This window comes from Pseudomonas sp. B7(2017) (assembly GCF_002112745.1).
GTDB classification, from domain to species: domain Bacteria; phylum Pseudomonadota; class Gammaproteobacteria; order Pseudomonadales; family Pseudomonadaceae; genus Aquipseudomonas; species Aquipseudomonas ekonensis.
The window spans coordinates 301,226-323,995 of record NZ_NEIP01000006.1; the positions used below are offsets into that span (position 1 = coordinate 301,226).

Consider the following 22,770-nt stretch of genomic DNA (forward strand, 5'->3'; position numbering starts at 1 on the left):
ACCCCTTCCTTACTCAGCACTGCTGCTGAAATCGAGATCTTGGCCTGGCTGAAGGGAGATAACTGCCTTCTTCCAGTCATTACGCTTGCCCAGACCGCGAGCGGTACGCTTGCTCTTACCCAGAACGTTCAGGGTAGTCACGCGTTCTACTTTCACGCTGAACAGGCTTTCGACGGCCTTCTTGATTTCCAGCTTGGTTGCGTCAGTGGCAACCTTGAAAACGAACTGGCCTTTCTTGTCTGCCAGAACCGTAGCCTTCTCGGAAACGTGCGGGCCAAGCAGAACTTTAAATACGCGTTCCTGGTTCATCCCAGCAGCTCCTCGAATTTCTTCACGGCCGACACGGTGATCAACACCTTGTCGTATGCGATCAGACTAACTGGATCGGAACCTTGCACGTCACGTACATCTACGTGCGGCAGGTTGCGAGCAGCCAGGTACAGGTTCTGGTCAACAGCGTCCGACACGATCAGAACGTCGGTCAGGCTCATGTTGTTCAGCTTACCCAGCAGATCTTTGGTTTTCGGAGTTTCAACAGCGAAATCCTGAACCACGACCAGACGATCAGTACGCACCAGCTCAGCAAGGATGGAACGCATTGCTGCGCGATACATCTTCTTGTTCAGCTTCTGGGAGTGATCTTGTGGACGAGCTGCGAAGGTGGTGCCGCCGCCGCGCCAGATTGGGCTACGGATAGTACCGGCACGAGCACGGCCAGTACCTTTCTGACGCCATGGGCGCTTGCCGCCACCGGAAACGTCGGAACGGGTCTTCTGCTGCTTGCTACCTTGACGGCCGCCAGCCATGTAGGCCACGACTGCTTGGTGAACCAGCGTCTCGTTGAACTCGCCGCCAAATGTCAGTTCGGAAACTTCGATCGCTTGAGCGTCATTTACATTTAATTGCATGTCAGCTTCCCCTTAACCGCGAGCCTTGGCTGCTGGACGTACAACCACGTTGCCGCCAGTAGCGCCAGGAACAGCGCCCTTGACCAACAACAGATTGCGTTCAGCGTCCACGCGCACTACTTCGAGGGACTGTACGGTCACGCGCTCAGCGCCCATATGACCGGACATTTTCTTGCCCTTGAATACACGACCAGGAGTCTGGCACTGGCCGATAGAGCCTGGGACGCGGTGGGATACGGAGTTACCGTGGGTGTTATCTTGCCCGCGGAAATTCCAGCGCTTGATCGTACCCTGGAAGCCTTTACCCTTGGACTGACCGGTCACGTCGACCAGTTGACCAGCGGCGAAGATTTCAGCGTTGATCAGGTCGCCGGCCTTGTATTCGCCTTCTTCAAGACGGAATTCCAGGACGGTACGACCGGCAGCAACGTTCGCCTTGGCGAAGTGGCCTGCCTGAGCAGCTGTTACGCGCGAAGCACGACGCTCGCCGACAGTGACTTGCACTGCCCGATAGCCATCGGTTTCTTCAGTTTTGAACTGGGTGACGCGATTCGGCTCGATCTCGATGACCGTGACCGGAATGGAGACACCTTCTTCGGTGAAAATACGGGTCATACCGCATTTACGACCGACTACACCAATAGTCATGTTGTAAACCTCATGAGTGTACGGGGCTTTCACCCGCTATGGCCGCCCATTTCAGAGCGTTACACGACCAAGACCAAGTCTTAGCCGAGGCTGATCTGCACTTCCACACCGGCCGCAAGATCCAGCTTCATAAGCGCGTCAACGGTTTTATCCGTTGGCTGGACGATGTCCAGTACACGCTTGTGAGTGCGGATTTCGTACTGGTCACGCGCGTCTTTGTTGACGTGCGGGGAAACCAGAACGGTAAACCGCTCTTTACGGGTAGGCAGTGGAATAGGACCACGCACTTGAGCACCAGTACGTTTCGCGGTTTCCACGATTTCCTGGGTTGATTGGTCGATCAGGCGATGGTCAAAAGCCTTCAACCTGATACGGATTTGCTGATTTTGCATTGGATTTCAGACTCCGGCTGCTATTCCCACCGGGCGCAATACGCCCGTTAAAAGGAGGCGCAATTCTATAGACGCCCCATATAGGTGTCAACCCAATAAAAAAGCCCCCGCTGAGCGGAGGCTTTTTCATTTCATCAAGCTGACTCTAAAAGAGACTTACTCGATGACTTTGGCTACGACGCCGGCGCCGACGGTACGACCGCCTTCACGGATAGCGAAGCGCAGACCGTCTTCCATTGCGATGGTCTTGATCAGGGTAACAGTCATCTGAATGTTGTCACCTGGCATTACCATTTCAACGCCTTCCGGCAGTTCGCAGTTACCGGTCACGTCAGTGGTACGGAAGTAGAACTGTGGACGGTAGCCTTTGAAGAACGGAGTGTGACGACCGCCTTCTTCCTTGCTCAGCACGTAGACTTCTGCGGTGAACTTGGTGTGCGGCTTGACCGAACCTGGCTTGACCAGAACCTGGCCACGCTCAACGTCGTCACGCTTGGTGCCGCGCAGCAGAACGCCGCAGTTCTCGCCAGCACGACCTTCGTCGAGCAGCTTGCGGAACATTTCAACGCCGGTGCAGGTAGTTTTCTGAGTGTCGCGCAGGCCGACGATCTCAACTTCTTCCTGGATGCGGACAACGCCACGCTCAACACGACCGGTCACAACAGTACCGCGACCCGAGATCGAGAACACGTCTTCGATCGGCATCAGGAACGGCTTGTCGATGGCACGCTCAGGCTCTGGGATGTAGCTGTCCAGAGTCTCAACCAGCTTCTTGACAGCGGTGGTGCCCATTTCGTTGTCGTCTTTGCCTTCCAGCGCCATACGGGCCGAACCAACGATGATCGGGGTGTCGTCGCCTGGGAAGTCGTAGGTGGACAGCAGGTCGCGAACTTCCATCTCAACCAGTTCCAGCAGCTCAGCGTCGTCTACCAGGTCAGCCTTGTTCAGGAAAACCACGATGTACGGAACGCCTACCTGACGGGACAGCAGGATGTGCTCACGGGTTTGCGGCATCGGACCATCGGCGGCCGAGCAAACCAGGATCGCGCCGTCCATCTGGGCAGCACCGGTGATCATGTTCTTGACGTAGTCGGCGTGACCTGGGCAGTCAACGTGCGCGTAGTGACGAATGTTCGAATCGTACTCTACGTGAGCGGTGTTGATGGTGATACCACGAGCCTTCTCTTCCGGGGCGCTGTCGATCTTGTCGAAGTCAACAACGGCCGAACCGAAAACCTCGGAGCAAACACGGGTCAGAGCAGCGGTCAGAGTGGTTTTACCGTGGTCAACGTGACCGATGGTGCCAACGTTGACGTGCGGTTTGCTACGTTCAAATTTTTCTTTAGCCACGACAATAAACTCCTAGCCTAAAGGGCTGAATCAGCCTTGTTTTTTAACGAGAGCTTCGACGATGTTCGACGGAGCTTCGGAGTATTTGGAGAATTCCATGGAGTAGCTCGCGCGACCCTGAGACATGGAACGGACGTCGGTCGCATAACCGAACATCTCACCCAGTGGAACTTCAGCACGGATTACCTTACCGGACACCGAGTCTTCCATACCCTGAATCAGACCACGACGACGGTTCAGGTCACCCATCACGTCACCCATGTAGTCTTCTGGGGTTACTACTTCAACCTTCATGATCGGCTCAAGCACAACACCGCCGCCCTTCTGGGCCAGCTGCTTGGTCGCCATGGAGGCCGCCACCTTGAACGCCATCTCGTTGGAGTCGACGTCGTGGTAGGAACCATCGAACACGGTAGCCTTCAGGCCGATCAGCGGATAGCCGGCAACGACGCCGTTCTTCATCTGCTCTTCGATACCCTTCTGGATAGCCGGGATGTATTCCTTCGGAACCACACCACCCACAACTTCGTTGGTGAAGACCAGGCCTTCGGTGATGTTGCCCTTCTCGTCAACGTCTGGCTCCGAGAAACGGATCCAGCAGTGACCGAATTGACCGCGACCGCCGGACTGACGAACGAACTTGCCTTCGATCTCGACGTTGCTCTTGCTGATCTTCTCGCGGTACGAAACCTGCGGCTTGCCGATGTTGGCCTCGACGTTGAACTCGCGCTTCATGCGGTCAACGAGGATGTCCAGGTGCAGCTCACCCATACCGGAGATGATGGTCTGGCCAGTCTCTTCGTCGGTCTTGACGCGGAACGACGGGTCTTCCTGAGCCAGCTTGCCCAGTGCGATGCCCATCTTTTCCTGGTCCTGCTTGGTTTTCGGCTCTACAGCCACCGAAATCACAGGCTCAGGGAAGTCCATACGCTCAAGGATCACTTGCTTCTCGAGATCGCACAGGGTGTCACCGGTGGTGACGTCCTTCATGCCGATCAGAGCGGCGATGTCGCCTGCGCGCACTTCCTTGATCTCTTCACGCTGGTTGGCGTGCATCTGCACCATACGACCAACGCGCTCTTTCTTGCCCTTGACCGAGTTGATGACGGAGTCACCGGAGGTCAGGAAGCCCGAGTAGACGCGGACGAAGGTCAGAGTGCCCACGAACGGGTCGGTGGCAATCTTGAACGCCAGGGCCGAGAACGGCTCGGCGTCGTCGGCGTGACGCTCGATCTTCGGAGCGTTTTCGTCTTCGACGTTGTCCGGGTGGATGCCCTGGATTGCAGGAATCTCGGTCGGAGCAGGCAGGAAGTCGATAACGGCGTCGAGAACCAGGGGAACGCCCTTGTTCTTGAACGAAGAACCGCAGACCGCAGGAACGATCTCGCTCGCCAGGGTACGGGCGCGCAGACCAGCCTTGATCTCTTCGACGGACAGGTCACCTTCTTCAAGGTACTTGTTCATCAGCTCTTCGTTGGCTTCGGCCGCAGCCTCGACCATGTTGTTGCGCCATTCGTTGGCCAGCTCAACCATATCGGCAGGAATCTCTTCCTCGCGATAGGTGGTGCCTTTGTCGTCTTCGTTCCAGTAGATAGCCTTCATCTTGATCAGGTCGACCTGACCCTGGAAGTTATCTTCTGCACCGATGGCCAGCTGAACCGGAACCGGGGTGTGGCCCAGACGGTTTTTGATCTGGCCGACAACGCGCAGGAAGTTCGCGCCGGCACGGTCCATCTTGTTCACGTAAACAACACGTGGAACGCCGTACTTGTTGGCTTGACGCCATACGGTTTCGGACTGAGGTTCAACACCGGAGGTGCCGCAGAAAACAACGACCGCGCCGTCGAGTACGCGCAGCGAACGTTCTACTTCAATGGTGAAGTCTACGTGGCCGGGGGTATCGATGACGTTTACGCGGTAGTTGTCGTACTGACCACGGGAACCTTTCCAGAAAGTGGTAACGGCAGCGGAGGTAATGGTGATACCCCGCTCCTGCTCCTGCACCATCCAGTCGGTGGTCGCGGCGCCGTCGTGCACCTCGCCCATCTTGTGGCTCAGACCTGTGTAGAACAGGATCCGCTCGGTAGTGGTAGTCTTGCCCGCGTCAACGTGGGCGCAAATACCAATGTTACGGTAGCGGTTGATTGCTGTAGTACGAGCCATAAAGCCCTCGCAAAATGAATGATGCTGATATTAGAAGCGGTAGTGCGAGAAAGCCTTGTTGGCTTCGGCCATACGGTGCACGTCTTCACGCTTCTTAACTGCTGCACCTTTACCTTCAGCAGCATCCAGCAGCTCGCCAGCCAAACGCAGGGCCATGGACTTCTCGCCACGCTTGCGGGCGAAGTCTACCAACCAGCGCATTGCCAGAGCGTTACGACGGGAAGGACGAACCTCGACCGGAACCTGGTAAGTAGCACCACCAACGCGGCGCGACTTCACTTCGACCAGCGGAGCGATGGCGTCGAGTGCTTTTTCGAAGAGTTCCAGGGGATCGGTGCCAGCCTTACGGGCCGCAACGGTTTCCAGGGCACCATAAACGATACGTTCGGCAACGGCTTTCTTGCCGCTTTCCATAACGTGGTTCATGAATTTGGCGAGGATTTGGCTTCCGTATTTCGGATCGTCCAGAATCTCACGCTTGGCTGCTACGCGACGTCTTGGCATTGATAAGCCCTCAAACGGTCTTCAGGTTAGCTCGGGACAGATCCTTCGGATGCGTGCCCGACCTTACTCTTATCGACTCAATAAAATGAATAACTGCAAAGCGGCCGATTACTTCGGACGCTTGGTACCGTACTTCGAACGACCCTGGTTACGGCCTTTAACGCCGGAAGTATCCAAGGAGCCGCGAACGGTGTGGTAGCGAACACCTGGCAAGTCTTTTACACGACCGCCACGGATCAGAACCACGCTGTGTTCTTGCAGGTTGTGGCCTTCACCGCCGATGTACGAGGAAACCTCGAAACCGTTGGTCAGACGCACACGGCATACTTTACGCAGTGCCGAGTTAGGTTTTTTCGGCGTAGTGGTGTACACGCGGGTGCACACGCCACGACGTTGCGGGCAGTTCTGCAGCGCAGGCACGTCGGATTTCTCGACGATACGCTTACGCGGCTGACGTACCAGCTGGTTGATAGTTGCCATCTACTAGCTCCACTGTTGTCTTGCGACGCTATTGTCTTGCAAGAAAAGCAAAATGGCGGGAACGGATTCCCGCCAAATTTAGGGGATCAAGAGTCTAAAGAGGATCTTGTCCCCAGTCAAGGCAAGGCCCCGGCCTCCCCGCCCATCGAAACTCGACAAAATGTCTCGATTCGATGAACGGAGCGGTCAGGGCCTTACGCTCATTTACCGCAGAACTCAGTTACCGCTCGAGTTCAGCGCTTCGGTCAGTGCAGCTTCCACTTCACTGGCGCTTACGCGCAACGGTTTGTCCGCATCACGGCGACGCTTGCGCTCGCTGTGGTAGGCCAGACCGGTACCAGCCGGGATCAGACGACCCACGACCACGTTTTCTTTCAGGCCGCGCAGGTAATCGCGCTTGCCGGTGACGGCCGCTTCGGTCAGCACTCGGGTGGTTTCCTGGAAGGAAGCCGCCGAGATGAACGATTCGGTCGACAACGACGCCTTGGTAATACCCAGCAGAACACGGGTGAACTTGGAGACGAACTTGTCTTCCGCGTTCAGACGCTCGTTCTCCACCAGCACCTGGGTCAGTTCCATCTGGTCGCCCTTGATGAAGCTGGAATCGCCCGACTCGGAGATCTCAACCTTGCGCAGCATCTGACGCAGGATGGTCTCGATGTGCTTGTCGTTGATCTTCACGCCTTGCAGACGGTAAACGTCCTGGATCTCGTTCACGATGTACTTGGCCAGCGCGCTCACACCCAGCAGACGCAGGATGTCGTGCGGATCGCTCGGGCCGTCGGAGATCACTTCGCCGCGGTTCACCTGTTCGCCTTCGAACACGTTCAGGTGACGCCACTTCGGAATCAGCTCCTCGTACGGATCGCTGCCGTCGTTCGGGGTGATGACCAGACGGCGCTTGCCCTTGGTCTCTTTACCGAACGCGATGGTGCCGCTGACTTCCGCCAGGATCGACGCCTCTTTCGGACGACGGGCTTCGAACAGGTCGGCAACACGCGGCAGACCACCGGTGATGTCACGGGTCTTCGAAGTCTCTTGCGGGATACGCGCGATAACGTCACCGATCGCGATCTTCGCACCGTCCGCAACACCGACCAGGGCGTTCGCCGGCAGGAAGTACTGAGCGATAACGTCAGTGCCTGGCAGCAACAGATCCTTGCCGTTGTCGTCGACCATCTTCACCGCAGGACGGATGTCCTTGCCGGCAGCCGGACGGTCTTTGACGTCGAGCACTTCAATGTTGGTCATACCGGTCAATTCGTCGGTCTGACGCTTGATCGTGATGCCCTCTTCCATGCCCACGTAGGTCACGTTACCTTTCATTTCGGTCACGATCGGGTGAGTGTGCGGATCCCACTTCGCCACGATGGCGCCAGCGTCGACCTTGTCACCTTCCTTGACCGAAAGCACCGCACCGTACGGCAGCTTGTAACGCTCGCGCTCACGACCGAAGTCGTCGGCGATCGCCAGCTCACCGGAACGGGACACGGCAACCAGGTTGCCGTCCACACGCTCAACGTGCTTCAGGTTGTGCAGACGGACGGTACCGCCGTTCTTCACCTGAACGCTGTCGGCAGCGGAAGTACGGCTTGCCGCACCACCGATGTGGAACGTACGCATCGTCAGCTGGGTACCCGGCTCACCGATGGACTGGGCAGCGATGACGCCGACCGCTTCACCGATGTTCACCTGGTGACCACGGGCCAGATCGCGGCCGTAGCACTTGGCGCAGATGCCGTAACGGGTTTCGCAGCTGATCGGCGAACGCACGACCACTTCGTCGATGCTGTTCAGCTCGATGAACTCGACCCACTTCTCGTCGACCAGGGTGCCGGCAGGAACGATGACGTCCTCGGTGCCCGGCTTGAACACGTCACGGGCAACCACACGGCCCAGTACGCGCTCACCCAACGGTTCAACAACGTCGCCGCCTTCAATGTGCGGCGTCATCAGCAGACCGTGTTCGGTGCCGCAGTCGATCTCGGTCACGACCAGATCCTGCGCCACGTCAACCAGACGACGGGTCAGGTAACCGGAGTTCGCTGTCTTCAACGCGGTATCCGCCAGACCTTTACGAGCACCGTGGGTCGAGATGAAGTACTGGAGTACGCTCAGACCTTCACGGAAGTTCGCGGTGATCGGCGTCTCGATGATGGAGCCGTCCGGCTTGGCCATCAGGCCACGCATACCGGCGAGCTGACGAATCTGTGCTGCGGAACCCCGCGCACCCGAGTCGGCCATCATGTACATCGAGTTGAACGATTCCTGCTCGACTTCGTCGCCGTGACGGTCGATGACTTTCTCTTTCGAGAGGTTGGCCATCATCGCCTTGGAGACTTCGTCGTTCGCTTTCGACCAAAGGTCGATCACTTTGTTGTACTTCTCGCCCTGGGTCACCAGGCCGGAGGCGTACTGGCTCTCGATCTCTTTCACTTCGTCGGTGGCGGCACCGATGATGCGGGCTTTCTCATCCGGGATAACGAAGTCGTTAACGCCGATGGAAACGCCGGAAATGGTCGAGTAGGCAAAACCGGTGTACATCAACTGGTCGGCGAAGATCACGGTCTCTTTCAGACCCACCACGCGATAGCACTGGTTGATCAGCTTGGAGATCGCCTTCTTCTTCATCGGCAGGTTGACGACGTCGAACGACAGGCCTTTCGGCACAACCTGGAACAGCAGCGCACGGCCGACGGTGGTGTCGACGATACGGGTGTTGTTCACGCTGTTGCCGTCACGGTCGTTCACGGTTTCGTTGATACGAACCTTGATCTTGGCGTGCAGCGCGGCTTCGCCGGCGCGGAACACGCGGTCGACTTCCTGCAGATCCGCGAACACACGACCTTCGCCCTTGGCGTTGATCGCTTCACGGGTCATGTAGTACAGACCCAGTACCACGTCCTGCGACGGAACGATGATCGGCTCACCGTTGGCTGGCGACAGGATGTTGTTGGTCGACATCATCAGCGCGCGCGCTTCCAGCTGGGCTTCCAGCGTCAGCGGCACGTGCACGGCCATTTGGTCACCGTCGAAGTCGGCGTTGTACGCGGCGCAGACCAGAGGGTGCAGCTGGATGGCCTTACCTTCGATCAGTACCGGTTCGAACGCCTGGATGCCCAGACGGTGAAGGGTCGGTGCACGGTTGAGCAGGACCGGGTGTTCGCGGATCACTTCAGCGAGAACGTCCCAAACCTCCGGCAGCTCGCGCTCGACCATTTTCTTGGCGGCTTTGATGGTGGTCGCCAGACCGCGCATTTCCAGCTTGCCGAAAATGAACGGTTTGAACAGCTCCAGAGCCATCTTCTTCGGCAGACCGCACTGGTGCAGGCGCAGGGTCGGACCTACGGTGATCACCGAACGGCCCGAGTAGTCAACGCGCTTACCGAGCAAGTTCTGACGGAAACGACCTTGCTTACCCTTGATCATGTCGGCCAGGGATTTCAGAGGACGCTTGTTCGAGCCGGTGATGGCGCGACCGCGACGGCCGTTGTCGAGCAGTGCATCGACAGCTTCCTGCAGCATGCGCTTTTCGTTGCGCACGATGATGTCCGGAGCGGACAGGTCGAGCAGGCGCTTCAGACGGTTGTTACGGTTGATCACCCGACGATACAGATCGTTGAGGTCGGAAGTCGCGAAGCGACCGCCGTCCAGCGGAACCAGCGGACGCAGGTCCGGCGGCAGAACCGGCAGAACGGTCAGCACCATCCACTCAGGCAGGTTGCCGGAGCCTTGGAAGGCTTCCATCAGCTTCAGGCGCTTGGACAGCTTCTTGATCTTGGTTTCGGAGTTGGTTTGCGGAATCTCTTCGCGCAGACGGCCAATCTCGTGTTCCAGGTCGATAGCGTGCAGCAGCTCGCGGACGGCTTCGGCACCCATGCGGGCGTCGAAATCGTCACCGAACTCTTCCAGCGCTTCGAAATACTGCTCGTCGTTCAGCAGCTGACCCTTTTCAAGGGTGGTCATGCCCGGGTCGATGACGACGTAGCTCTCGAAGTAGAGAACGCGCTCGATATCACGCAGGGTCATGTCCATCAGCAGGCCGATACGGGACGGCAGCGACTTCAGGAACCAGATGTGGGCAACCGGCGAAGCCAGTTCGATGTGCGCCATGCGCTCACGACGAACCTTGGCCAGCGCGACTTCAACGCCGCACTTCTCGCAGATCACACCACGATGCTTCAAGCGCTTGTACTTACCGCACAGGCACTCGTAATCCTTTACCGGGCCAAAGATCTTGGCGCAGAACAGGCCGTCACGCTCAGGCTTGAACGTACGGTAGTTGATGGTTTCCGGCTTTTTAACTTCACCGAACGACCACGAACGGATCATCTCAGGCGAGGCCAATCCGATGCGGATGGCGTCGAACTCTTCGACTTGACCCTGGTTTTTCAGCAAATTCAGTAGGTCTTTCAAGGCCTTTCCTCCTGGCGGAGCAGAGAGCGGGCAATCCTGCCCCGCTCTCGATCGCGTCACGTGTTATTCGGTTTCCAGATCGATATCGATGCCGAGGGAACGAATTTCCTTGATCAACACGTTGAAGGACTCGGGCATGCCCGGCTCCATACGGTGATCGCCGTCCACGATGTTCTTGTACATCTTGGTCCGGCCGTTCACATCGTCCGACTTCACTGTGAGCATTTCTTGCAGGGTGTAGGCAGCACCGTAAGCTTCCAGTGCCCAGACCTCCATCTCCCCGAAACGCTGACCACCGAACTGCGCCTTACCACCCAGCGGCTGCTGGGTAACCAGGCTGTACGAACCGGTAGAACGCGCGTGCATCTTGTCGTCTACCAAGTGGTTCAGTTTCAGCATGTACATGTAGCCAACGGTGACCGGGCGCTCGAACTTGTTGCCGGTACGCCCGTCGGTCAGCTGCATCTGGCCGCTTTCTGGCAGGTCCGCCAGTTTCAGCATGGCCTTGATCTCGCGTTCCTTGGCACCGTCGAACACCGGGGTGGCCATTGGTACGCCGCCACGCAGGTTCTTCGCCAGATCCAGGATCTCCTGATCGGAGAAGCTGTCGAGGTCTTCGTTGCGACCGCCGATCTGGTTGTAGATCTCGTCCAGGAAGGTACGCAGCTCAGCGACCTTGCGCTGCTCTTCGACCATCCGGTTGATCTTCTCGCCCAGGCCCTTGGCCGCGAGGCCCAGGTGGGTTTCGAGGATCTGACCGACGTTCATACGCGACGGTACGCCCAACGGGTTGAGGACGACGTCGACCGGGGTGCCGTTGGCATCGTGCGGCATGTCTTCAACCGGCATGATCACGGAGACCACACCCTTGTTACCGTGACGGCCGGCCATCTTGTCGCCAGGCTGGATGCGACGGCGGATAGCCAGGTACACCTTGACGATCTTCAGCACGCCCGGCGCCAGGTCGTCGCCCTGTTGCAGCTTGCGCTTCTTGTCTTCGAACTTATCGTCCAGCAGACGGCGACGGTCGACGATGTAGGCCTGAGCCTTCTCGAGCTGCTCGTTCAGAGCGTCTTCAGCCATGCGCAGTTTGAACCACTGACCATGCTCAAGACCGTCCAGCACTTCGTCGGTGATGTCCTGGCCTTTCTTCAGACCGGCACCGCCTTCGACCTTGTGACCGACCAGAGCGGCACGCAGACGCTCGAAGGTCGCGCCTTCAACGATGCGGAACTCTTCGTTCAGATCCTTGCGGATCTCGTCGAGCTGGCTCTTCTCGATCGACAGGGCACGGCTGTCACGCTCGACGCCATCACGGGTGAAGACCTGAACGTCGATGACGGTACCCTTGGTGCCGGTCGGCACGCGCAGGGAGGTGTCCTTAACGTCGCTGGCCTTCTCACCGAAGATCGCGCGCAGCAATTTCTCTTCCGGAGTCAGCTGGGTCTCGCCTTTCGGAGTGACCTTGCCGACCAGGATGTCGCCAGGGCCGACTTCGGCGCCGACATAGACGATACCGGCTTCGTCCAGCTTGTTCAGTGCGGCTTCACCCACGTTCGGGATGTCCGCAGTGATTTCCTCTGGGCCAAGCTTGGTGTCACGAGCCACGCAGGTCAGTTCCTGGATGTGGATCGTGGTGAAGCGGTCTTCCTGAACCACACGCTCGGACAGGCAGATGGAGTCTTCGAAGTTGAAGCCGTTCCACGCCATGAACGCGATGCGCATGTTCTGACCCAGCGCCAGTTCACCCATGTCGGTGGACGGGCCGTCGGCCATGATGTCGCCACGCTGAACCTTGTCACCCTTGCTCACCAGCGGACGCTGGTTGATGCAGGTGTTCTGGTTGGAGCGGGTGTACTTGGTCAGGTTGTAGATGTCGACACCGGCTTCACCGGTTTCGACTTCGTCATCGGCAACGCGAACCACGATACGGCTGGCATCGACGGAGTCGATCACGCCGCCGCGGCGGGCCACGACGCAAACGCCGGAGTCACGGGCAACGTTGCGTTCCATGCCGGTACCCACCAGCGGCTTGTCGGCACGCAGGGTCGGTACAGCCTGACGCTGCATGTTGGAACCCATCAACGCACGGTTGGCGTCGTCGTGCTCGAGGAACGGAATCAGCGACGCCGCGACCGAAACTACCTGCTTCGGCGAAACGTCCATCAAGGTGACGTCTTCCGGCGCCTTGACGGTGAATTCGTTCAGGTGACGTACGGCCACCAGTTCGTCGATCAGGACTTTCTGCTCGTTCATGGTCGCCGAAGCCTGCGCGATTACGTGATCGGCTTCTTCGATGGCGGACAGGAACACGATGTCGTCGGTGACCACACCCTCTTTCACCACGCGGTACGGGCTCTCGAGGAAGCCGTACTGGTTGGTGCGAGCGTAAGCAGCCAGGGAGTTGATCAGACCGATGTTCGGACCTTCCGGCGTTTCGATCGGGCAGACACGACCGTAGTGAGTCGGGTGTACGTCACGGACTTCGAAGCCTGCGCGCTCACGAGTCAGACCGCCCGGGCCGAGTGCGGACACACGACGCTTGTGGGTGATCTCGGAGAGCGGGTTGTTCTGGTCCATGAACTGCGACAGTTGGCTGGAACCGAAGAACTCCTTCACCGCCGCAGCCACTGGCTTGGCGTTGATCAGGTCTTGCGGCATCAGGCCTTCGCTTTCGGCCATCGACAGACGCTCTTTGACCGCACGCTCAACACGTACCAGGCCAACGCGGAACTGGTTCTCGGCCATTTCGCCGACGCAGCGAACGCGACGGTTACCCAGGTGGTCGATGTCGTCGACGATGCCTTTGCCGTTACGGATGTCGACCAGGGTCTTCAGGACCGCAACGATGTCTTCCTTGCACAGCACGCCCGAACCTTCGATCTCGGTGCGACCGATACGACGGTTGAACTTCATCCGGCCGACCGCAGACAGGTCATAGCGCTCAGGGCTGAAGAACAGGTTGTTGAACAGGGTCTCGGCAGCGTCTTTGGTCGGCGGCTCGCCCGGACGCATCATGCGATAGATCTCGACCAGCGCTTCCAGTTGGTTGCTGGTGGAGTCGATCTTCAGCGTGTCGGAGACGAACGGACCGCAGTCGATGTCGTTGGTGTACAGAGTCTCGATGCGAACGACGCCGGCCTTGGCGATCTTCACCAGGAGGTCGGTCGACAGTTCGGTGTTGCACTCTGCCAGGATCTCGCCGGTGGCCGGATGAACGATGGCCTTGGCGGTGGTGCGGCCCAGGACGTAGTCCAGCGGCACGTCCAGCTCTTTGATCCCGGCCTTTTCCAGCTGGTTGATGTGGCGGGCGGTAATACGACGGCCCTGCTCTACGATCACCTTGCCTTTGTCGTCCTGGATGTCGAGGACGGCGACTTCACCACGCAGGCGCTGAGGCACCAGCTCCAGGCTCAGGCCTTCGCTCTTCACATGGAATACGTTGGTGGTGTAGAACGCGTCGAGCACTTCTTCGGTGGTATAGCCGAGCGCGCGCAGCAGCACGGAAGCCGGCAGCTTGCGACGACGGTCGATACGCACGAATACGCAGTCTTTCGGGTCGAACTCGAAGTCCAACCACGAACCGCGGTAAGGAATGATGCGCGCGGAATACAGCAGTTTGCCGGAGCTGTGCGTTTTGCCACGGTCGTGGTCGAAGAACACGCCCGGGGAACGGTGCAGCTGGGAAACGATCACACGCTCGGTACCGTTGATCACGAAGGTACCGTTCTCAGTCATCAGGGGGATTTCACCCATGTAGACTTCTTGCTCTTTGATGTCCTTGATCGCTTTGTTCGACGATTCTTTGTCGAAAATGATCAGGCGCACTTTTACCCGCAAAGGTACGGCGAAAGTCACACCGCGCAATACGCATTCTTTGACATCAAATGCCGGCTCGCCCAAGCGATAGCCGACGTACTCCAGCGCAGCATTGCCGGAGTAGCTGATGATCGGGAAAACGGATTTGAAGGCCGCATGCAGGCCCACGTCGCGGAACTGATCTTTAGTCGCTCCCGCTTGCAAGAATTCACGATACGAATCCAGCTGGATGGCCAGGAGGTACGGCACATCCATGACGTCCGGCAACTTGCTAAAGTCCTTGCGGATACGTTTTTTCTCAGTATATGAGTAAGCCATCAGCGTTCCCCAGCTTGGTCACCTGCTTGTTTGGCCCCTCCCGGCGGGAGCAGCCAGAAAATCGTGCAAACCCCTTGGTTTGCGCCACCGCATCGGGTGGTGGATCCGCTATCGGCGCCGGCCTGGCCGGCTGCCAATAACGGAAAAAGGCCGGTGGCATAAGCCACCAGCCATCAGCCTTTCGCTTGACGCTCGGGCTGGAGGAGCAAAGTCGATGCTTACTTCAGCTCGACTTTAGCGCCTGCTTCTTCCAGCTTCTTCTTAGCGTCTTCAGCGGCTTCTTTCGAAACGCCTTCAGCTACAACCTGAGGAGCGCCGTCGACTTTCTCTTTGGCTTCTTTCAGGCCCAGACCGGTCAGTTCACGAACTGCCTTGATCACGTTCACTTTCTTGTCGCCGGCTTCAACCAGGACAACGTTGAACTCGGTTTGCTCTTCAACGGCAGCAGCAGCGCCAGCAGCTGGACCAGCGGCAACAGCGGCAGCAGCGGTAACGCCGAAGGTTTCTTCCATCGCTTTGATCAGCTCAACGATTTCCAGAACGGTTTTCTGGCCGATTGCTTCGATGATTTGTTCGTTAGTCAGAGACATGACTATGAATTCCTGTATTGGGGTGACAGCCTACGCGGCCATCAAATTAAACGTTTGATTTCGAAAGGATCTACGCCGCCTTAGGCAGCAGCAGCTTCTTTCTGGTCGCGCAGAGCTGCCAGGGTACGAGCCAGCTTGCTGGTAGCACCTTGGATAACGCTCATCAGCTGTGCGATAGCCTCGTCGCGAGTTGGCAGGGTTGCCAGCACGTCGATCTGGTTGGCGGCAAGGAACTTGCCGTCGAACGCAGCTGCCTTGATCTCGAACTTGTCCTGACCCTTGGCGAATTCCTTGAACAGACGAGCAGCAGCGCCCGGGTGTTCGTTGGAGAACGCGATCAGGGTCGGGCCAGCGAGCACGTCGTTGAGGACACTGAATTCAGTGTCGGCAACAGCGCGCTTGAGCAGGGTGTTACGTACGACACGTACGTATACGCCAGCTTCGCGAGCCTCTTTACGGAGTCCGGTCATTGCGCCTACAGTCACACCACGGGCATCAGCCACGACAGCGGACAGAGCGACTTTGGCAGCCTCGTTGACTTCAGCGACGATGGCCTTCTTGTCTTCGAGTTTAATTGCCACGGGTAAAACTCCTGCTTGTTACCGTTTCATCTGGCCGAAGCCGGATGTCGTTTTGGTGTCTGATTCGGTAAGGAACCGGGAGCACCATCTGCGTAGGCTTGAGGTTTAAGACTTGCGCCGCCTACGGTCTTGGATAGCCCCCGCCAGGCAGGGACCCCAATCTTCAAGTGGCGCGATCGCTCGCGCCGCTTATTGTCTTACGCGTCCAGCGAGCTTTGGTCGATGACCAGACCTGGGCCCATGGTGGTGCTCAGGGTAACGCGCTTGACGTAGATGCCTTTCGAGGAAGCCGGCTTGATACGCTTCAGGTCAGCGATCAGGGCTTCAACGTTTTCCTTCAGCTTGACGGCGTCGAAGCCGATCTTGCCAACGGAAGTGTGGATGATGCCGTTTTTGTCGGTGCGGTAGCGAACCTGACCAGCCTTGGCGTTCTTGACAGCGCCAGCAACGTCTGGAGTCACGGTACCGACTTTAGGGTTAGGCATCAGGCCGCGAGGACCGAGAACCTGACCCAGCTGACCCACAACGCGCATGGCATCCGGGGATGCGATCACTACGTCGTAGTTCAGGTCGCCGGCTTTCATTTCTGCAGCCAGATCGTCCATGCCTACGCGGTCAGCGCCGGCAGCCAGAGCGGCTTCAGCAGCCGGGCCCTGGGTGAACACAGCAACGCGAACGGTTTTGCCGGTGCCGTGCGGCAGCACGGTAGCGCTACGAACAACCTGGTCGGATTTACGTGGGTCTACGCCCAGGTTTACAGCAACGTCGAACGACTCGCTGAACTTGACAGTCGACAGCTCGGCCAGCAGAGCGGCGGCGTCTACAATGTTGTAGGCCTTGCCTGCTTCGATTTTGCCGGCGATAGCCTTTTGACGCTTGGTCAGCTTAGCCATTACACACCCTCCACGTTAAGGCCCATGCTACGAGCAGAACCGGCGATAGTACGCACGGCTGCATCCATATCAGCTGCAGTCAGATCCGCGTTTTTGGTTTTCGCGATCTCTTCCAGCTGAGCACGGGTAACAGTGCCAACCTTAACGGTGTTCGGACGAGCGGAGCCGCTGGTCAGACCGGCCGCCTTCTTCAGCAGAACCGAAGCAGGGGTGGATTTGGTTTCGAAAGTGAAGCTACGGTCGCTGTAGACAGTGATGATCACTGGAGTCGGCAGACCTGGCTCAAGACCCTGGGTACGGGCGTTGAAAGCCTTGCAGAACTCCATGATGTTCACGCCGTGCTGACCCAGAGCTGGGCCGACGGGTGGGCTTGGGTTAGCCTGAGCGGCCTTCACTTGCAGCTTGATGTAAGCGGTAATCTTCTTGGCCATGAGGCACTCCAATTACGGGTTCGAACGCCTCGAAAGGCTCCCCGGTTACTTGCGCGTTTATCCCAGTGACGACAAAACCCCACAGCCTACGGCTGCGGGGTTGGGATGCTTGCCCAGTCAGACCTTCTCGACCTGACTGAACTCCAGCTCCACCGGAGTAGAGCGTCCGAAAATGAGCACCGCGACCTGGATCCGGCTCTTTTCGTAGTTAACTTCTTCAACAACGCCGTTGAAATCAGCGAAAGGACCGTCATTGACACGAACAGTCTCGCCCGGCTCGAACAGAGTCTTCGGCTTAGGCTTGTCGCTGCCGTCGGCAACACGACGCAGAATGGCTTCCGCCTCTTTGTCAGTGATTGGCGCAGGCTTGTCGGCAGTACCACCGATAAAACCCATCACCCGAGGAGTATCCTTGACCAAGTGCCAAGTACCCTCATTCATATCCATTTGAACCAGCACATAGCCTGGGAAGAACTTACGCTCGCTTTTGCGCTTCTGGCCGTTACGCATTTCAACCACTTCTTCAGTGGGAACCAGAATTTCGCCGAAGCCATCTTCCATGCCAGCCAGCTTCACACGCTCGATCAAGGAGCGCATTACATGCTTCTCGTAACCCGAGTAAGCATGCACAACGTACCAACGCTTAGCCACGGGACACCCTTAGCCTACAATCAGGGAAACAAGCCAACCGAGGAGGGAATCAAGCCCCCACAGCAGCAACGCCATAACCAGGACAACAGCTACGACAATCAGCGTAGTCTGCGTGGTTTCCTGACGAGTTGGCCATACGACTTTACGAATCTCGGTACGAGCTTCCTTTGCCAGCGCGAAGAACGACTTGCCTTTTGCAGTTTGCAGACCCACATAGGCAGCAACAGCAGCGATGGCAAGCAGAGCAAGCACGCGGTACAGGATCGGCGAAGCGGAGAAATAATGATTGCCGACAACACCAACAACCACCAAGGCAACCACTACAAGCCACTTGATCAGATCAAAGCGAGAGCTTTGGGCTTCAGCTTTAGGAGTCATCTGTGAAGATCCTGTGAAAAGAAAGCCAGACACACCGAGTGAATCTGGCAGGTCAGGAGGGAATCGAACCCCCAACCTACGGTTTTGGAGACCGTCGCTCTGCCAATTGAGCTACTGACCTAAAACAAAATCAGGCCGACCATTATGCCGGCCCGAAAAAGACATTACAACCGTTTACTCGATAACTTTAGCTACGACGCCGGCGCCGACGGTACGACCGCCTTCACGGATAGCGAAGCGCAGACCGTCTTCCATTGCGATGGTCTTGATCAGGGTAACAGTCATCTGAATGTTGTCACCCGGCATTACCATTTCAACGCCTTCCGGCAGTTCGCAGTTACCGGTCACGTCAGTGGTACGGAAGTAGAACTGTGGACGGTAGCCTTTAAAGAACGGAGTGTGACGACCGCCTTCTTCCTTGCTCAGCACGTAGACTTCTGCGGTGAACTTGGTGTGCGGCTTGACCGAACCTGGCTTGACCAGAACCTGGCCACGCTCAACGTCGTCACGCTTGGTGCCGCGCAGCAGAACGCCGCAGTTCTCGCCAGCACGACCTTCGTCGAGCAGCTTGCGGAACATTTCAACGCCGGTGCAGGTAGTTTTCTGAGTGTCGCGCAGGCCGACGATCTCAACTTCTTCCTGGATGCGGACAACGCCACGCTCAACACGACCGGTCACAACGGTACCACGACCCGAGATCGAGAACACGTCTTCGATCGGCATCAGGAACGGCTTGTCGATGGCACGCTCAGGCTCTGGGATGTAGCTGTCCAGAGTCTCAACCAGCTTCTTGACAGCGGTGGTGCCCATTTCGTTGTCGTCTTTGCCTTCCAGCGCCATACGGGCCGAACCAACGATGATCGGGGTGTCGTCGCCTGGGAAGTCGTAGGTGGACAGCAGGTCGCGAACTTCCATCTCAACCAGTTCCAGCAGCTCAGCGTCGTCTACCAGGTCAGCCTTGTTCAGGAAAACCACGATGTACGGAACGCCTACCTGACGGGACAGCAGGATGTGCTCACGGGTTTGCGGCATCGGACCATCGGCGGCCGAGCAAACCAGGATCGCGCCATCCATCTGGGCAGCACCGGTGATCATGTTCTTGACGTAGTCGGCGTGACCCGGGCAATCAACGTGCGCGTAGTGACGAATGTTCGAATCGTACTCTACGTGCGCAGTGTTGATGGTGATACCACGAGCCTTCTCTTCCGGGGCGCTGTCGATCTTGTCGAAGTCAACAACAGCCGAACCGAAAACCTCGGAGCAAACGCGAGTCAACGCAGCGGTCAGAGTGGTTTTACCGTGGTCAACGTGACCAATGGTACCGACGTTGACGTGCGGCTTACTACGTTCGAACTTTTCCTTAGCCATCGAAATCACCCTAGGAGTAGAATTAAGCGAACTACGCAGACCATTAAAACAAAGGCAGATATTTTCATATCTGCCTTGTCATATGGAGCTCTTGAGCGGATTTGAACCGCTGACCTCACCCTTACCAAGGGTGTGCTCTACCAACTGAGCTACAAGAGCGTAACACTTTGCACAACCTGCAAACTTGGAGCGGGTAGCGGGAATCGAACCCGCATCATCAGCTTGGAAGGCTGAGGTTCTACCACTAAACTATACCCGCGGAGCTTGCAGCTCACGCTAAAATCTGGTGGAGGGGGAAGGATTCGAACCTTCGAAGTCGTAGACGTCAGATTTACAGTCTGATCCCTTTGGCCGCTCGGGAACCCCTCCTAAGCGAGCCGGCATTCTATACTATGCCAGCCTTCTGTCAAGCATTTTCTCATTTAAAATCTTGAGGTTAGCTGCTTTGACATCACCCCACTTCTTCAACCTCTTCAGGTCTTCGCTGTGGAGCGGGCGCCATTCTATGCAAACTATTCGGAGGGCGCAACCCCCTCACACATCATTATTTTATGTTTTAACTCATTGAATTCCTTGGAAAGGTTTTGCAGCTGCCCTTCGTCCAGCAAACCCTGGCTTTCAGCTGGGATACGGAACCAATAGGCAGCCTCGGAGGACTCTTTCTGGAGCTGCTGGGCCTTGATGCCCAACTCACCTAGACGCCGACCGAGAAGCTGTGCCTCTTCAGACCTGCCAACGACACCCACGTACAGGCACTCACCATTGGCCGACGTGACATTCTTTTTCTCGCGAGAGACACCCTTGGCCTCGCTGAGCAAACGGATATCCTGCTGCGCCCCTCGATAGAGGCTCAGAGTCGTGACGTCCTTTGCGCGCAAAGGTGCTTCCTGCTGATGCCAGACGTAATAAAACACATTGAGAACCAAAAGCAGCAGGAACAACCAACGCATACGTACCTCAGGAAAAAGGACAGGCCATCGCCAAGCCCACGAACACCAAATCGGGAACGACCTTTGCCTCCGGCACTACTCCCGATACTAGGCCAGCATCGCCCCCCGTCACAAATACCGTGAAGTCTTCCCCCCAGTAGGCGCGGGCCAGCTCGATCTGAGTCAATACAAACCCCCTCAGCATCAATGAGCAACCGCGCTCCACCGCCTCCACCGTGCTGCGCCCCGGCGCATGGCTGACCAATGCGCGCTCGGCCGCCTGATCTCCATAACGAATCTTTCGGGTGTGAGTCCTCAACTGGTTGCGCATGAGCGGCATGCCGGGACAAATGAAGCCCCCCAAGTGTTCACCGTCCGCCGCAACGAAGTCGGCGGTCACCGCTGTACCGAAATCGAGCACCAGACATGCGCCCGAGGCCAGGCGAAAGCCTCCAAGCATCGCTAACCAACGGTCGAGCCCCAGACGCTCATAGTCTTCATATCCATTTCTGACTCCGGACATTTCACGCGCCGGCGCCGCGCACACAACAGGCAAACGGAAATCACGCTCCAGAAGCTTGATGAGATCGCTCGTCTCCTCCGCGGTTCTGACGCTAACCAGGCGGCACCGCTGCAGCGAAATACCATCCAGCTCGCGCAAAGCGTCGAGCAGCGCCTGGTCAGAGTCGACAACCCCCTCCTGGATCACCGCGTCGGCCTGGACGGACAACACTCGCCACTTTATAAAGCTGTTACCGCAATCGAGCTCAAGAATCATCACGCAACCTCAAACTGAGCTCACCACCGCTATAAGTCTTTTCCACACCATCCACCTTCAGACGCAATGCACCATGACTGTCAATGCCAAGTGCCACGCCGTCCGTTCGATTGACGCCGGCAGTGAGAGAAACCGGCTGATCCTGCCACAGGTGATTGCTTTCCCACTCTGCCTGGAGCACAGAGAACCCTTCAACCTGATGACGCCGCAGATAAGCCTGAAGCTGATGGCTCAACTCAACCACAAGCAGGTTCCGGTCATGGCTTTTGCCTGACTCAAGCCGCATGGACGTCCATTGCTGATCCACCTCGTTCGTGGCCTGCATATTGACGTTGATACCGATGCCTAGCACTACATGGCAGACATCAGCCGGATCACCGACAATTTCGAGCAAGATGCCGGCAATTTTCTTTCGTCCAACCAGGACGTCATTAGGCCACTTCAACCCCAATCCAGGCACACCCAGCTTGCGCAAGGCCTGCAGAACCGCCAAGCCCACAACAAGACTCAGCCCCTCCAGCTGACGCATGCCGCCATCAATGCGCAAGACGAGGCTGTAATAGAGATTTTCGGCAAACGGACTCACCCACTTGCGACCACGGCGACCGCGGCCCGCCAGTTGCCGCTCGGCCAGCACCAAAAATGGCGCAGGCCGCCCCTCGTCAATCGCACGCAATGCTTGCGCGTTGGTCGAGTCAGTTGAGTCAAGGATGAAAGACGGCCAGTCCTTTAGCTCCTCCGCTATCTTGTGAGGATCAAGCAACGTCAAGGGAGCCGCCAATTGATAGCCCCGCCCCCGGACTTTATGAATGGACAGCCCAAGCTCGCTCTCCAGATGCTGGAGCTGCTTCCATACGGCACTTCGGCTGATGCCTAGTGCGGCTCCCAGGGCCTGACCGGAATGGAACTGGCCATCCTTCAGGAGATTCAACAACGTCAGCATGCGGATCTCGCCTCGTAATGAGGCCCGAATGATAGCCATGCCCTGCACCGTTGCATAGAAACTCGACGTAGGAACTTTCCTGCGGGCAAAACAAAACCCCAACCGCTTTCGCAGTTGGGGTTTCGGAATTTAATCTTGACGATGACCTACTCTCACATGGGGAAACCCCACACTACCATCGGCGATGCATCGTTTCACTTCTGAGTTCGGGATGGGATCAGGTGGTTCCA

General features: G+C 57.5%; 20 protein-coding genes, 4 tRNA genes and 1 rRNA gene. All 25 read right to left on the minus strand.

Annotated features, from left to right (window positions below):
- Positions 1–9: 9 nt before the first annotated feature.
- On the minus strand, positions 10–309 hold the full coding sequence (gene rplW / locus CAG29_RS14825; RefSeq protein WP_002555488.1) for a 50S ribosomal protein L23: 300 nt from the start codon (positions 307–309) through the stop codon (positions 10–12).
- Positions 306–908, minus strand: coding sequence for a 50S ribosomal protein L4 (gene rplD / locus CAG29_RS14830; protein WP_007924200.1), 603 nt, complete (start codon positions 906–908; stop codon positions 306–308). The genes rplW and rplD overlap by 4 nt, the downstream gene beginning before the upstream one ends.
- A 12-nt stretch (positions 909–920) precedes the next feature.
- Complete coding sequence (gene rplC / locus CAG29_RS14835) at positions 921–1,556, minus strand: 50S ribosomal protein L3 (protein WP_085585804.1); 636 nt, start codon at positions 1,554–1,556, stop codon at positions 921–923.
- 80 nt (positions 1,557–1,636) lie between these two features.
- Positions 1,637–1,948, minus strand: a complete 312-nt coding sequence (rpsJ, locus tag CAG29_RS14840; protein ID WP_003186070.1) for a 30S ribosomal protein S10 — start codon at positions 1,946–1,948, stop codon at positions 1,637–1,639.
- A 156-nt stretch (positions 1,949–2,104) separates the two neighbouring features.
- Entirely contained in the window at positions 2,105–3,298 is a 1,194-nt protein-coding gene (tuf, locus tag CAG29_RS14845; protein WP_085585788.1) for an elongation factor Tu, read from the minus strand.
- Between the two features lie 30 nt (positions 3,299–3,328).
- On the minus strand, positions 3,329–5,461 hold the full coding sequence (gene fusA / locus CAG29_RS14850; RefSeq protein ID WP_085585802.1) for an elongation factor G: 2,133 nt from the start codon (positions 5,459–5,461) through the stop codon (positions 3,329–3,331).
- Positions 5,462–5,491: 30 nt separating this feature from the next.
- Complete coding sequence (gene rpsG, locus CAG29_RS14855; protein WP_016772941.1) at positions 5,492–5,965, minus strand: 30S ribosomal protein S7; 474 nt, start codon at positions 5,963–5,965, stop codon at positions 5,492–5,494.
- Between the two features lie 108 nt (positions 5,966–6,073).
- Positions 6,074–6,445, minus strand: coding sequence for a 30S ribosomal protein S12 (gene rpsL / locus CAG29_RS14860; protein WP_003186084.1), 372 nt, complete (start codon positions 6,443–6,445; stop codon positions 6,074–6,076).
- Between the two features lie 216 nt (positions 6,446–6,661).
- Positions 6,662–10,861 carry a DNA-directed RNA polymerase subunit beta' gene (rpoC, locus tag CAG29_RS14865; protein WP_085585800.1) on the minus strand — a complete coding sequence of 1,400 codons (4,200 nt, stop codon included), beginning with the start codon at positions 10,859–10,861 and terminating at the stop codon, positions 6,662–6,664.
- Positions 10,862–10,924: 63 nt separating this feature from the next.
- A complete protein-coding gene (rpoB, locus tag CAG29_RS14870) occupies positions 10,925–14,998 on the minus strand; it encodes a DNA-directed RNA polymerase subunit beta (RefSeq protein WP_085585798.1) in 4,074 nt (1,357 codons plus the stop codon).
- A 218-nt stretch (positions 14,999–15,216) separates the two neighbouring features.
- The gene (gene rplL, locus CAG29_RS14875) at positions 15,217–15,588 is read right to left on the minus strand and encodes a 50S ribosomal protein L7/L12 (protein ID WP_085585796.1); all 372 of its coding nucleotides are present in this window, start codon (positions 15,586–15,588) and stop codon (positions 15,217–15,219) included.
- Positions 15,589–15,668: 80 nt separating this feature from the next.
- A complete protein-coding gene (gene rplJ, locus CAG29_RS14880; RefSeq protein WP_085585794.1) occupies positions 15,669–16,169 on the minus strand; it encodes a 50S ribosomal protein L10 in 501 nt (166 codons plus the stop codon).
- A 197-nt stretch (positions 16,170–16,366) separates the two neighbouring features.
- On the minus strand, positions 16,367–17,062 hold the full coding sequence (rplA, locus tag CAG29_RS14885) for a 50S ribosomal protein L1 (RefSeq protein WP_085585792.1): 696 nt from the start codon (positions 17,060–17,062) through the stop codon (positions 16,367–16,369).
- Positions 17,062–17,493 carry a 50S ribosomal protein L11 gene (rplK, locus tag CAG29_RS14890; RefSeq protein ID WP_003176435.1) on the minus strand — a complete coding sequence of 144 codons (432 nt, stop codon included), beginning with the start codon at positions 17,491–17,493 and terminating at the stop codon, positions 17,062–17,064. The genes rplA and rplK overlap by 1 nt, the downstream gene beginning before the upstream one ends.
- A 117-nt stretch (positions 17,494–17,610) precedes the next feature.
- On the minus strand, positions 17,611–18,144 hold the full coding sequence (gene nusG, locus CAG29_RS14895) for a transcription termination/antitermination protein NusG (RefSeq protein ID WP_007957598.1): 534 nt from the start codon (positions 18,142–18,144) through the stop codon (positions 17,611–17,613).
- 9 nt (positions 18,145–18,153) lie between these two features.
- Positions 18,154–18,522 carry a preprotein translocase subunit SecE gene (gene secE, locus CAG29_RS14900; protein ID WP_085585790.1) on the minus strand — a complete coding sequence of 123 codons (369 nt, stop codon included), beginning with the start codon at positions 18,520–18,522 and terminating at the stop codon, positions 18,154–18,156.
- Between the two features lie 45 nt (positions 18,523–18,567).
- Positions 18,568–18,643: transfer RNA gene (locus CAG29_RS14905), tRNA-Trp, on the minus strand.
- A 53-nt stretch (positions 18,644–18,696) separates the two neighbouring features.
- Entirely contained in the window at positions 18,697–19,890 is a 1,194-nt protein-coding gene (gene tuf / locus CAG29_RS14910; RefSeq protein WP_085585788.1) for an elongation factor Tu, read from the minus strand.
- An 83-nt stretch (positions 19,891–19,973) separates the two neighbouring features.
- Positions 19,974–20,049, minus strand: a tRNA-Thr gene (locus tag CAG29_RS14915).
- A gap of 26 nt (positions 20,050–20,075) precedes the next feature.
- A tRNA-Gly gene (locus CAG29_RS14920) sits at positions 20,076–20,149 on the minus strand.
- A gap of 25 nt (positions 20,150–20,174) precedes the next feature.
- Positions 20,175–20,259 (minus strand) — tRNA-Tyr (locus CAG29_RS14925).
- Between the two features lie 143 nt (positions 20,260–20,402).
- Entirely contained in the window at positions 20,403–20,840 is a 438-nt protein-coding gene (locus CAG29_RS14930; RefSeq protein WP_085585786.1) for a hypothetical protein, read from the minus strand.
- 7 nt (positions 20,841–20,847) lie between these two features.
- On the minus strand, positions 20,848–21,597 hold the full coding sequence (locus CAG29_RS14935; protein ID WP_085585784.1) for a pantothenate kinase: 750 nt from the start codon (positions 21,595–21,597) through the stop codon (positions 20,848–20,850).
- Positions 21,587–22,540 carry a bifunctional biotin--[acetyl-CoA-carboxylase] ligase/biotin operon repressor BirA gene (gene birA, locus CAG29_RS14940; protein ID WP_085586008.1) on the minus strand — a complete coding sequence of 318 codons (954 nt, stop codon included), beginning with the start codon at positions 22,538–22,540 and terminating at the stop codon, positions 21,587–21,589. The genes CAG29_RS14935 and birA overlap by 11 nt, the downstream gene beginning before the upstream one ends.
- 133 nt (positions 22,541–22,673) lie before the next feature.
- Positions 22,674–22,770 (minus strand): 5S ribosomal RNA (gene rrf / locus CAG29_RS14945); the annotation flags it as partial.

Coding starts and splice junctions, on each gene's coding strand:
- CAG29_RS14930 (WP_085585786.1), bottom strand. CDS start 20,840: ATGCGTTGGTTGTTCCTGCTGCTTTTGGTTCTCAATGTGTTTTATTAC.
- rpsJ (WP_003186070.1), bottom strand. CDS start 1,948: ATGCAAAATCAGCAAATCCGTATCAGGTTGAAGGCTTTTGACCATCGC.
- rplW (WP_002555488.1), bottom strand. CDS start 309: ATGAACCAGGAACGCGTATTTAAAGTTCTGCTTGGCCCGCACGTTTCC.
- rpsL (WP_003186084.1), bottom strand. CDS start 6,445: ATGGCAACTATCAACCAGCTGGTACGTCAGCCGCGTAAGCGTATCGTC.
- rplD (WP_007924200.1), bottom strand. CDS start 908: ATGCAATTAAATGTAAATGACGCTCAAGCGATCGAAGTTTCCGAACTG.
- rplC (WP_085585804.1), bottom strand. CDS start 1,556: ATGACTATTGGTGTAGTCGGTCGTAAATGCGGTATGACCCGTATTTTC.
- rpoB (WP_085585798.1), bottom strand. CDS start 14,998: ATGGCTTACTCATATACTGAGAAAAAACGTATCCGCAAGGACTTTAGC.
- fusA (WP_085585802.1), bottom strand. CDS start 5,461: ATGGCTCGTACTACAGCAATCAACCGCTACCGTAACATTGGTATTTGC.
- CAG29_RS14935 (WP_085585784.1), bottom strand. CDS start 21,597: ATGATTCTTGAGCTCGATTGCGGTAACAGCTTTATAAAGTGGCGAGTG.
- secE (WP_085585790.1), bottom strand. CDS start 18,522: ATGACTCCTAAAGCTGAAGCCCAAAGCTCTCGCTTTGATCTGATCAAG.
- rplL (WP_085585796.1), bottom strand. CDS start 15,588: ATGTCTCTGACTAACGAACAAATCATCGAAGCAATCGGCCAGAAAACC.
- rpsG (WP_016772941.1), bottom strand. CDS start 5,965: ATGCCAAGACGTCGCGTAGCAGCCAAGCGTGAGATTCTGGACGATCCG.
- rplA (WP_085585792.1), bottom strand. CDS start 17,062: ATGGCTAAGCTGACCAAGCGTCAAAAGGCTATCGCCGGCAAAATCGAA.
- tuf (WP_085585788.1), bottom strand. CDS start 19,890: ATGGCTAAGGAAAAGTTCGAACGTAGTAAGCCGCACGTCAACGTCGGT.
- birA (WP_085586008.1), bottom strand. CDS start 22,540: ATGCTGACGTTGTTGAATCTCCTGAAGGATGGCCAGTTCCATTCCGGT.
- rplK (WP_003176435.1), bottom strand. CDS start 17,493: ATGGCCAAGAAGATTACCGCTTACATCAAGCTGCAAGTGAAGGCCGCT.